The sequence below is a fragment of the Balnearium lithotrophicum genome, assembly GCF_900182585.1.
In the GTDB taxonomy this organism is placed as follows: domain Bacteria; phylum Aquificota; class Aquificia; order Desulfurobacteriales; family Desulfurobacteriaceae; genus Balnearium; species Balnearium lithotrophicum.
On sequence record NZ_FXTM01000019.1, the window covers coordinates 32,984 to 43,879 of the forward strand.

Annotated in this window: 12 protein-coding genes; 10 read left to right on the forward strand and 2 right to left on the reverse strand. The window is 41.9% G+C overall.

Features of this window, described 5'->3' with window-relative positions:
* Nucleotides 1-7: 7 nt before the first annotated feature.
* Together FN732_RS07430 and FN732_RS09725 are read right to left on the reverse strand one after the other, a co-directional pair.
* Nucleotides 8-385 (reverse strand): flagellar protein FlaG, encoded by a 378-nt coding sequence (locus FN732_RS07430; protein ID WP_142935934.1) that lies wholly within the window; start codon nucleotides 383-385, stop codon nucleotides 8-10.
* Nucleotides 386-445: 60 nt separating this feature from the next.
* Entirely contained in the window at nucleotides 446-1,969 is a 1,524-nt protein-coding gene (locus FN732_RS09725) for a flagellin N-terminal helical domain-containing protein (protein ID WP_142935935.1), read from the reverse strand.
* 145 nt (nucleotides 1,970-2,114) lie between these two features.
* On the opposite strand from FN732_RS09725, the gene FN732_RS07440 reads away from it, so the two are divergent.
* The 10 genes from FN732_RS07440 to FN732_RS07485 all read left to right on the forward strand — a co-directional run.
* Complete coding sequence (locus FN732_RS07440; RefSeq protein ID WP_142935936.1) at nucleotides 2,115-3,329, forward strand: cytochrome-c peroxidase; 1,215 nt, start codon at nucleotides 2,115-2,117, stop codon at nucleotides 3,327-3,329.
* A 41-nt stretch (nucleotides 3,330-3,370) separates the two neighbouring features.
* Complete coding sequence (locus tag FN732_RS07445; protein ID WP_142935937.1) at nucleotides 3,371-3,919, forward strand: metallophosphoesterase family protein; 549 nt, start codon at nucleotides 3,371-3,373, stop codon at nucleotides 3,917-3,919.
* On the forward strand, nucleotides 3,916-4,383 hold the full coding sequence (locus tag FN732_RS07450) for a KdsC family phosphatase (protein WP_142935938.1): 468 nt from the start codon (nucleotides 3,916-3,918) through the stop codon (nucleotides 4,381-4,383). The genes FN732_RS07445 and FN732_RS07450 overlap by 4 nt, the downstream gene beginning before the upstream one ends.
* Complete coding sequence (gene lptC / locus FN732_RS07455) at nucleotides 4,373-4,903, forward strand: LPS export ABC transporter periplasmic protein LptC (protein WP_142935939.1); 531 nt, start codon at nucleotides 4,373-4,375, stop codon at nucleotides 4,901-4,903. The genes FN732_RS07450 and lptC overlap by 11 nt, the downstream gene beginning before the upstream one ends.
* Nucleotides 4,900-5,385, forward strand: coding sequence for an LptA/OstA family protein (locus tag FN732_RS07460; RefSeq protein WP_142935940.1), 486 nt, complete (start codon nucleotides 4,900-4,902; stop codon nucleotides 5,383-5,385). Before lptC ends, FN732_RS07460 begins: the two co-directional genes overlap by 4 nt.
* On the forward strand, nucleotides 5,360-6,103 hold the full coding sequence (gene lptB / locus FN732_RS07465; protein ID WP_185954285.1) for an LPS export ABC transporter ATP-binding protein: 744 nt from the start codon (nucleotides 5,360-5,362) through the stop codon (nucleotides 6,101-6,103). Before FN732_RS07460 ends, lptB begins: the two co-directional genes overlap by 26 nt.
* Before the next feature lie 12 nt (nucleotides 6,104-6,115).
* A complete protein-coding gene (locus tag FN732_RS07470) occupies nucleotides 6,116-8,131 on the forward strand; it encodes an acetate--CoA ligase family protein (RefSeq protein ID WP_142935941.1) in 2,016 nt (671 codons plus the stop codon).
* A complete protein-coding gene (locus FN732_RS07475) occupies nucleotides 8,086-9,723 on the forward strand; it encodes a 2-oxoacid:acceptor oxidoreductase subunit alpha (RefSeq protein WP_142935942.1) in 1,638 nt (545 codons plus the stop codon). Before FN732_RS07470 ends, FN732_RS07475 begins: the two co-directional genes overlap by 46 nt.
* A complete protein-coding gene (locus FN732_RS07480; protein ID WP_142935943.1) occupies nucleotides 9,716-10,510 on the forward strand; it encodes a thiamine pyrophosphate-dependent enzyme in 795 nt (264 codons plus the stop codon). The genes FN732_RS07475 and FN732_RS07480 overlap by 8 nt, the downstream gene beginning before the upstream one ends.
* A gap of 84 nt (nucleotides 10,511-10,594) precedes the next feature.
* Nucleotides 10,595-10,896: helix-turn-helix domain-containing protein (locus FN732_RS07485; RefSeq protein WP_142934556.1), on the forward strand; the 302-nt coding region annotated here is incomplete at its 3' end.

Below are 10,896 nucleotides of genomic sequence, written 5' to 3' on the forward strand. Positions count from 1 at the left end.
TAACCTCTTAAGCTTTCTCTCTAAGGAGAAGTCCAGTTATTTCGTCCAAATATTTAGCTATTTTAAGAACGTACTCTGGAGGTATCTGTCTTATTACTTTATTGGTCTGTTTGTCCACAACTTTTACTACAGTTATATCCGTATCTTTATCTATTTTTATTTGAAGTTGAGTATTCAACATGGACAGTTTTTTTCTAAGTTCCTCCAAGACTTTTTCCACAACTTCTGGAGATACCTTCTCATTTTTAAGTTTTTCAATTTTTTCTTCCTGTTGCTTTATTGTTTCCTTTTGAATTCTGACCTGATTTTTTTGGTCAAGTGCTTGAAGGTTTTGGGAGTTGATTTGGCGAGCTGAATCTATGTTCTGGATAGATTTAACATCCATTTTTACTCTCCTCTATTCTTTAAAAACCATTATACTAAAGGGGGCAGGAGCCCCCAAATATTATCTGAGAAGTTGAAGAACGAGCTGTGGAAGCTGATTTGCCTGAGCAAGCATAGCCATACCAGACTGCATGAGGGTTTGCTGTCTTGTAAACTCAGCCATCTCCTTAGCAAAGTCAACGTTCCTAATCCTTGACTCAGCCTCTCTTGTCTGAGTAGCTGCAAAGTTGTTGTTGTCAACAATAGCCTGGAGATTTATTTGAATAGAACCTAAACTTGAACGCATAGAATCAACTTTTTTAATGGTTGTGTCTATAACTTTCATAGCAAGCTCTGCATTAGCATTGTTTGTCACATCAAGAGAATTTAGGTTGTTGAGCAACGCTGTTCCTGTTGCAGAGGTAAGTCCTAAAGCACTACTGACACCAGTAAAATCGTATGCATAGGATTCTGGAGCTAAAACCGTTAAATCACCTACCTTTATTGCAGTGCCTTTTGTATTACTATCATCAACAGTGATTGATGAACCACCCTGTATAAATTGACCCAGGTTAAATGAAGTATTTCCAGCAGTACCTCCTGCTGTGACTGAGGCTTCGATAGCTACAGTTTCCCCATTAGTTTCTAAAACGAGCTTATTATTTTCTGCTTTTGCTGTTAAATCCAAACCTTTAGCGGCTGCTTCAGAATTAATCTTCTGGATTAAATCATCAAGAGTTATGGTACTTCCTCCAGTATATGTAATGCTAAAGTCAGGACTTTCTTCGGGACCAACGTAGAAATTGAAAGTAACAGAATCATCGGAGCCTACTGCTATGTTCTGCCACGTATTATCCGCTACACTTTTGTTTTTAGCTGTAGCCTGAAATCCCAATTCCTTGAGAGTTTCATTATTATTCACGAAATCGGCTATTCTTTTAGCGTCAGTAATTTCATTGTTTGTAGGAGTAAGAGTAACTCCTCCTATATTGATTGTTTCTGTTGTCTTAAATTCGTAATCAGGATTATTAGTTAGTGTATTAGCTAACGTATCTTGGTAAGCAACGCTTTGTCCTGTCCCATTTACAACATAGGCTCCTAAATCCTTTGCCCTTGCACTGTCAATGGAAATTGAAAGTGTCTGGTCTGCCCTTGGTCCAAAATGAATAACCTTATTTTGAAAAGTACCATCTAAAAGCTTTAATCCGTTAAATTCAGAAGTAGAAGCTATTTTATCAATAGCATCTACAAGTTTCTGAATGTCTTTCTGTAAAGCTTGCCTTGCATTGGCATCATTGGTGTCAGCAGCTGCCTGTTGGGCTTTTGTGTACATGGTAACAAGCTTATCGTAGATTTGTGAAAGGGAGCTCTCTGCAATTTGAGCTGCAGAAATTCCATCCTGAGCGTTCCTTGAACCTTGGTCAAGGGCATTTGCAACAAGTTTTAACTGGTCAGCAATAAAGAGACCTGCAGCATCATCCTTAGCCGAGTTAATTCTGTATCCTGTTGAAAGTCTTTCAAGGGCAGTATTGAGATTCCTTTCCGTTTTAAGCAAATTCACGTGAGTGAAATCAGCCTGATAGTTGTAGTTAATTCTCAGTGCCATAGCTACCTCCTAATTTGTTTTGTTCTCTACTCTTTATTATCGGTACGACCGATTTTCATTTTAGTGTTAAACTTTAGTTCTAATAGTTGAAAATTTTTTGCAAAAACTTATAATTGTTAATTAACAGGTAAATAAGGAGGGAGATATGAAGAAATTACTGACTGTTTTAACGCTAACTTTAACAGGAGTTCTTTCTGCAAATGCCGGTACCTGGGAATTGTCGTGTTCGGGATGTCACAACGGAAGTTTAGCCCCAACAAAAACTACCCTTTTAAAGAAGTACCACTCCAAAAGGGAGTTCTTAGCTGCAGTTAGAAAAGCTACAGAAGTTGGGAAAATGCCTTCATCACTACCCTTTGAAAGTGCAGCTGACGAACTCTACGGCGGAAAAACTGCTGAAACTAACACTACTTCTAAAGCTACAACTTCATCGGACGAGTACTCCAAGTACAAGAGGTTCTTCAAGCCACTTCCAGCACTTCCAAAGATACCGGCAGACAATCCTTTAACCCCCGAAAAGGTTAAACTTGGAAAGATGCTCTACTACGACCCCAGGCTCTCAAGGAGTAAGTTAATTTCGTGTAACACCTGCCACAACTTGTCCTTAGGTGGAGATGATAATCAAAAATCTTCAATTGGTCATAGGTGGAGAACAGGAGGAAGGAATGCTCCAACAACTCTAAACTCCGGATTTTTGAGGGTTCAGTTCTGGGACGGTAGAGCTCCAACCTTAGAGGAGCAAGCAAAAGGTCCACTTCAAGCTCACGTTGAGATGAATTCAACTCCAAAAATCGTTGTAAGAAGGCTTAAGGAAATTCCAGAGTACGTGGAGCTCTTCAAAAAGGCATTCCCTGGAGAGAAAGACCCCGTTACGTTTGAAAACGTAGTAAAGGCCATTGCTGCTTTTGAAAGAACCCTTAATACTCCAAACTCCCCATTCCAGAGGTACCTATTGGGAGACGACAGTGCTCTTACAAAGGAACAGAAGGAGGGAATGAAGCTCTTTGTTAAGTACGGATGTATAGCCTGTCACAACGGTCCCGTCCTCTCAGACGGTCAGTTCCACAAGTTTAAGTGGAACAAGGACCTTGGCCGCTATAGGGTAACAAAGAATCCAAAGGACAAGTACATGTTTAGAACGCCTCAGCTTCTCAACGTTGCAGTAACCGCTCCTTACTTCCACGACGGTTCAGTTAACTCTTTAGAGGAAGCTGTAAAAATCATGGCAAGGAAGGAACTTGGAAAGGAAATATCAAACGAGGATGCTAAGAAAATTGCGGACTTTCTACGCTCTTTAACGGGAGAAGTTCCTCTTGAGGCAAGAGTTCTTCCTCAACTTCCAGGAAACAATCCTGAGTAATTTTGGTGCCCGCTTCCTGCGGGTGCCTGTATAATTTCACTATGAAGTACTTTATTTCCGATACCCACTTTTTTCATAAAAACATCTTAAAACTCTGTCCTCTTAAGAGATTTCCTGAATTTGAAAAAGAAATCCTTGAAAATCTAAAGAAAACTTTAAAACCACAGGATACACTCTACCATTTGGGAGATTTCTCATGGGTAGATTCTGAGGAACTCCTTAGAGATTGGACAGAGATTCCAGGAAGGAAGGTTCTAATAAAGGGAAACCACGACTGGAAGTTTAAAAACTTACCTCTTTACTTTGATGAGATTGTTGAATTTTCAGAAATAATTGAAATTAGGGGAAAGAAAGTCCTCCTATGCCACTTTCCTTCTAAGGATTTGAGAACCTACAGATTTTTAGAGCTCCAGAAGAAAGTTACAGAGATTTACCACTCCAAAAACTGTTCCTTACTAATCCACGGGCATGTCCACTGGAATCCATTCTGCGTTTTCTGCGGCTGCCACTTAAATCGTGTAAAATGCATCAACGTAAATGTTGAGTTTACAGGCTTCAGAGCTCTGTCTGAGGAGGAAATGCCGCTGTGATTAAGGTCATCTTTTTAGACGTTGATGGAGTTTTGACTGACGGTAGTATAACTTACGATAGTTTCGGAAGGGAAGTTAAATCGTTTAACGTAAAGGACGGCTACGGCATTGTTAGAGCTCTAAACTCAGGAATTGACGTTGTAGTTATTTCAGGTAGGTTCTCAAGCCAAGTGGAGAAAAGATGTAGGGAGTTAGGGATAGAAAAACTCTTTCAGGGCGTTTCCGATAAATTGGCATTAGCAGAGGATATTTTAAGTAGAAAAGGGCTTACTTTTGAAAGTGCTGCTGCGATGGGGGACGATATTCCCGATTTACCCCTTTTAGAGAGGGTAAGGCTGAGCGGAGCTCCACGGGATGCGGTTCCGGAGGTTAAGGTAAAGGTAGATTTCGTCTCAAGAAACTATGGAGGTAGAGGAGCAGTTAGGGAATTTATTGACTGGGTGATGAAGAAAAATGAGGAATAAGTTCTTTCAAATTGCTGTTCTCTTAATTTTTCTATCCGTGTTACCCCTTGTCGTATTTCTCAGTCGCAGGGAAGCTCCCCCTGAAAAGGTTAAGATTCCAAAACATAGAAAGCAGACGATAGAGGAGTTCGTTCTAAAGTCTTCCGGAAAAAACAGGTGGATTTTAAGAGCTCCAACGGCTACTTTTTTAAACAAAAATACCATCAAACTGATAAAGCCAAAGTTAAAGGTTTTTCTAACGGAAAAGGTTGAGATAGAGGCTGACAGTGCTGAATTTTTAAGGGATAAGAATAGAGTGATTCTAAAGAATGTCCGTTTGAAGGGTAAAAACTTTAATGCTTTCTCTCCTTCTGGAACGTACTTTCTAAAAAGTGGAGTTTTCCTAAGTAAGTCAAAGTGCAACGCTAACTTTAACAAAGTCAATAACATTACAGGAAAGGGATGTAAAATAGAATTTAAGAGGGAGAAAATTACAATTTTCAGCAGTGTAAAAACAACAATTAAAGAGGTGAAGAAATGAGGTACTTTTTAAGTCTAATTTTGGTTCTTATTCTACTCTCTCAGGGCTACTCTGCAGTAAATAACTCCCTTCCCATCGTCATTGAGTCGCAGAAACTTGTTTACGACAACAGGGAAAAGGTTGCTCACTACATTGGAAGCGTTATAGCTCAGCACGGAAGAACGGTAATTACCGGCGATGAACTCTTAGTCTACTTTGATAGGACGGGAAAACACGTGAGAAAGATAAGAGTTAAAGGGAACGTTCACATAAAGGACCCGAGGGGAGAGGGTTGGTGTAAAGAGCTCATCTACTATCCCTTTGAGGAAAAGGTTGTTCTCATAGGTAACGCAAGGTTGAAACAGGGTAAAAACCTACTTGTTGGAGATAGGATTGTAGCTTATCGTGACGGAAGAGTTAGTGTTGAAGGGGTAAAGGAGAAGGTGAAATCTGTCATTTACCCGGAGGAAAACAAAGGTGGAAAGAGAGGTAAAAGACCTTAATGTTTTGAGGGCGGAGAATATTTCAAAATCGTTTAGGAAGAAGAAGGTAGTTGATGGGGTTACGATAGAGGTAAGGGAGGGAGAAGTTGTAGGTCTTTTGGGGCCAAACGGAGCCGGAAAAACGACTACGTTCTACTGCATCGTTGGGCTGGTAAAACCCGACGGAGGAAAGGTTTTATTAGGTGAGGAGGATTTAACAAACGACCCTACCTACATTCGTGCAAGGAAGGGAATATCGTACCTTCCCCAGGAGCCATCGGTTTTCAGGAAACTTACGGTTGAGGAGAACTTGAGGGCTATCCTTGAGATGCACAACTTTACAGAGGGGGAGATAGAGGAAAGAATAAACTGGCTTTTAAGCAGATTTGGAATCGAACACTTGAGAAACCAGAAGGCATCCTCCCTCTCTGGCGGTGAGAGGAGAAGGGTTGAGATTGCGAGAGCTCTCACCATAAATCCAAAATTCCTCCTCTTAGATGAGCCTTTTGCGGGTATTGACCCTATAGCGATTTCAGACATTCAATCACTCATAAAGGAACTGAAGGAACTTGACATTGGAGTTTTAATCACCGACCACAACGTTAGGGAAACGTTAAAAATTACAGATAGGGCGTACATAATTGCCCATGGGAGAGTGATAGCTTCGGGATTTCCCGAAGAAGTTGCCAAGGAGGAAACTGTCAGGAAAGTTTATCTTGGTTCAGAGTTTGAGCTCTAAACTAATAGTATAATGGATAAAAATATTGGGGATTTTCCATTGTTACTTACAGAACCCGAAGTTTACGAATTACTAAAGAAATACCGTATAGAAACTCCAAGGTATAGAGTTTTCACGAGAGGAGAAACTCCCAACTGGAGTACGTTCCCTGCAGTTTTAAAAATCGTTTCAAGGGAGAAACTACACAAGAGCAACGTCGGTGGTGTCGTTTTCGTTTCTTCTAAGGATGAGTTAATAAAGAAGTTGAAAGAGTTTGAAGGTAGATTTCCCGATGTTGAAAAATTTATTGTTGAGGAAAAAATCTCCGGCATTGAGGCCTTTGTAGGAGTCAAAAGGGACGATTCTTTTCTCCACTCAATAGGAACAGGAACGGGGGGAATTTTTGTAGAGCTCTTTAAAGACGTTGTTTTTATTCCTTTAGAGTCCTCAAGGGAGGAAACTTTAAACTCCCTTAAGAAAACGAAGCTGTTTAGGCTTATAGAAGGATTTAGAAACTTTAGGGGTAATTTAGAGCTCTTTTTAGATTTCATAGAAAAATTAAAGACTCTCCTAAGGGAAAACTTAGAAATCTACGAACTCGACCTGAATCCAACCTTTATAACTGAGGAAAGGGTAGTTCCTGCAGATGGGAGGGCTTTTCTAAAGGAGCTGCCGAAGAGGGAAGAGTTTTCTCCCTTGGACGGTGAAATCTTTAGGCCTCAAACGGTTGCAGTTATTGGAGCATCAAACAACCCGAAGAAAGTCGGTTATGCCTTAGTTAGAAATCTGGAGCACTTTAAGGGAAAGCTCTTTCCGGTTAACCCAAAGTATGAGGAAGTTTTAGGTTTCAAGTGCTACCCATCGGTTAAGGAGATTCCTGAAGAGGTAGATTGTTCATTAATTGCCGTTCCATCAAAACTCGTTCCTGAGGTCTTGAGAGAGTGTGGAGAGAAGGGAATTAAGCTTTCAGTCGTCATATCTGCAGGTTTTGGAGAAACGGGAGAGGAAGGAAAGAGGCTTGAGGAGAGGTTAAAAGAGATTTGTAAAAAGTACAAAATGAGGCTATTAGGTCCCAATACGTTGGGATTTATGGTTCCGAGCTTAAAACTTAACGCATCATTTTCATCGTCCATGCCTCCTGCAGGGAATGTTTCATTTCTGTCTCAGAGCGGAGCTCTCATAACTGCAGTTGTCGATAGAGCCATAGAGGAGAGGTTTGGATTCTCCGAAGTAGTTAGTCTAGGAAATCAGGCGGATATTGAGATAACCGAAACAATAGAACTTGCAGTGAGGAACAGGGATACAAAGGTAATTCTTTCCTACGTTGAGGGGGTAAGGTTTGGAAGGGAGCTTCTTTCCTTTGTCGGAGAGAAACCAACTGTTTTCATAAAGGCAGGAAGGGGAGAGAGTGGTAAGAGGGCAGCGGCCTCCCATACAGGTTCTTTGGCAGGTGACTACAAGCTGTTCAGGGACCTAATCGAGACAAAGGGAGGAATAGTCGTTGACTCCTTGGAGGAGGCCTTTGACGTTTGCAACTTTCTGAAGACCTACGGAAGGTTAAGAGGAAAGAGGATTTTAATAGTAACAAATGCAGGTGGTCCCGGAACTCTGGCCTCCGATTACTCTGAAGAGTTTGGACTTGAGCTTATATCGATTAGTCCTGTAAAGGAGGAGCTCTCAAAGTACCTTCCTCCAAACTGGAGCAGGATAAATCCTGTTGACCTGATAGGGGATGCAACTTCCGACAGGTACAGGAACGCATTTAAGGTTCTTGAAAAGTTGGACTGGGACGTCTGCCTTGTAATAGTTACTCCACAATCTATGACAGATTCACCGGAGATTGCCCAAGAAGTTATAAAATTGAGAAATAGGACAAAAAGAGCAGTTGTTGGTTGTTTCATGGGAGGTCACTCTGTTAGGACGGCCGTTGAAATTCTAAAGAGTGAAGGAATACCAGTATATCCAGACCCTTTTAGGGCTGTTAATTCAATAAGGAGGGGAGTATGGAGCGTTCAGTCATCATCGGAGGAGAGGCCGGAGAGGGAATAAAGGAAGGGACCAATCTCCTATCCAAAGTCTTAGTGAACATAGGTTATTCTGTCTTCACCTATCACGACTATCCTTCTCTTATAAGGGGAGGACACAACTTCTCAACCGTCAGGTTTTCAAACGAGGAGGTGAAATCTCCCGTTAAAATGGGAGACTACATAGTTGCCCTTGACGATAGGAGCGTGAGGAGACACAGGGAGGATGCAAAAACTGAAACCGTCTGGATTCTCGATGAGGGAGTTAAGGAAGAGGTAAATGGAAAGGTAATAAGGTTACCAATAAGAAAGGAAGTTAAGGGTGTCATGAGGAGCTCTGCAACACTTGGAGCTCTCCTTAAAGCATTTAGAATTCCTGAGGAAGAGGGATTAGCCGTTCTTAAGGAGTTAAAAAATTACGAGGAGAACGAGAGGATATTCAAGAGGTTCTACGAAATTTCTCAGGAAGTTGAGGAAATCGTAGAGGTTGAGGGAATAAAGGGTGAGTACATATCTGGAAGTGAGGCAATTGCCCTTGGGGCAGTTGACGGTGGACTGAACGTTTACATAGCCTACCCTATGACACCTGCATCACCCGTCCTTCACTTCTTGGCTTCTAAAAAGAGGGAGCTTGGAGTAAAGGTAGTTCAGCCTGAGAATGAAATCGGCGTAATAAACATGGTCTTAGGGGCAGCCTACGCAGGTGGAAGGTCAATGACGGGGACGTCGGGGGGAGGATTTGCCCTCATGACCGAGACTTTGAGCCTTGCAGGAATGAGTGAAACTCCTGTTGTTATATACGAGGCTCAGAGGGGAGCTCCGTCAACGGGAGTTCCAACGTACACAGAGCAGGCCGACCTCCTCTTCGTTCTCTTTGCAGGTCACGGAGACTTTCCAAGAATAGTTGTTGCACCTTCAGATGCTAAGGAGTGTTACCTTCTAACGAGAGAAGCCTTAAACCTTGCTTGGAAGTTTCAGGTTCCCGTTGTAGTTTTAGGAAGTAAAAACGTTGGAGAGAGTTTTTATACGCAGGAGATAGTTAGAGAGAAGGTAGTTGAGGAGCCAAAAGTTTGGAGTGGCAGTGGAGAGTACAGAAGGTACGAAATAACCGAGGATGGAGTTTCACCCCTTGCCTTTCCTGGAACAAAGGGAGTTGTTGTAAAGGCAACGAGCTACGAACACAACGAGGAGGGAATAACGACTGAAGAACCCTCAGAAATTGTGAGGATGATGGACAAGAGGGAGAGGAAGAGAAAGACGATAGAGGAGTTTTTCAGGAAAAGGGATGACACTGTTTCCGTTGGAGGGGACTTAAGTTCAAGGAGAGTTTTAGTTACGTGGGGTGAGAACTGGGGAGTTTGCTGTGAGGTTGGCGAGGAGCTTGGATACAAAGCTGTAAAGCCAAACTACTTGGAACCCTTCCCATCAGAGAGACTCCTTTCCGAACTTGAAGGAGCAGAGGAAGTTACAGTTGTGGAGCTCTCACCTTCAGGACAGTTTGAGAAGCTCCTAAAAATGAACGGAATCTCTGTAAACAACAGGTTTAGAAAGTACGATACAAGGCCAATCTTCAAGGAGGAGTTGGCAGAATTTCTATCGGGAGGGAGAGATGCTTAATTTGAAGACAAAGGCGGAGATTACATGGTGTCCCGGATGTGGGAACTTCGGAATACTCAAGGCCTTTGAGAGTGCAGTTAACGAACTTTCCAACGAAGTACCCGTTGAGAACTTTGTAATTGCCTCGGGAATTGGATGTCACGGAAAGATTGTCGACTACATCAATTTGAACAGCTTCTACTCGATACACGGTAGAGCTCTCTCAAACCTTGAAGGAATGAGGTTGGTTAACGACAAGCTCGTCTGTGTTGGATTTGTAGGTGATGGAGATATTTACGCCGAAGGAGTTTCCCACCTAATCTTCGCAGCAAAGAGGAACGTAAATATAACTGCAATAGTCCACGATAACCGCTCCTACAGTTTAACAACAGGTCAGTTTACACCAACGAGTCCTTCAAAATTCAAGGGAAAGTCAACTCCTGAAGGTCCTCCTGAGGACCCTATTAACCCACTCTTACTTATGCTTTCATCCGGAGCGACATTTGTAGCCCGTGGATTTGCCGGAGACATACCACACTTGACTTATCTAATAAAGGAGGCCATAAAACATAAAGGGTTCTCGTTTATCGATGTCCTTCAGCCCTGTGTTACGTTCTTCAACACGTTTCCTTTCTACAGGAAACACTGCTACAAGTTGGAGGAAGTTAACCACGATGTGACAAACTTTGAACTTGCAGTTGAAAGGGCAAAGGAGTGGGACTACAACGATGACAGTGAGGATGTAAGGATTCCAATAGGTATATTCTACAGAGTAGAAAAACCAACTTACGAGGAGAGAGTAGGTTAACATACTGTTGTTGTGTTGAAGTTCAGAAAGAAGGTGGACACCCTAAAATAAGATTTGAACTCCAACAAAAGGAGGTGTCCACCAATGAAACAATTAAAGAAATTCAAAGGAGCATCCCTGCACATATCAAATACACCCTTCAAAAAAACAATCAAAAGAGGAACGAAAATCAAAACAAAACTCGACCTAACAAAAGACCCAAACGTGAGAAAAAGACTTAAATGGATTCAACACTACGAAAAACACCAAAATGCAAGACTAACCTGCAGATACTTCGGAATAAGTCCAACTACCTTCTACAAATGGAAAAATAGATACAAAAAGTACGGTTTAGAAGGCCTCAAAGACAGAAACAAAAGACCCCACAGAGTAAGACAACCTCAGAT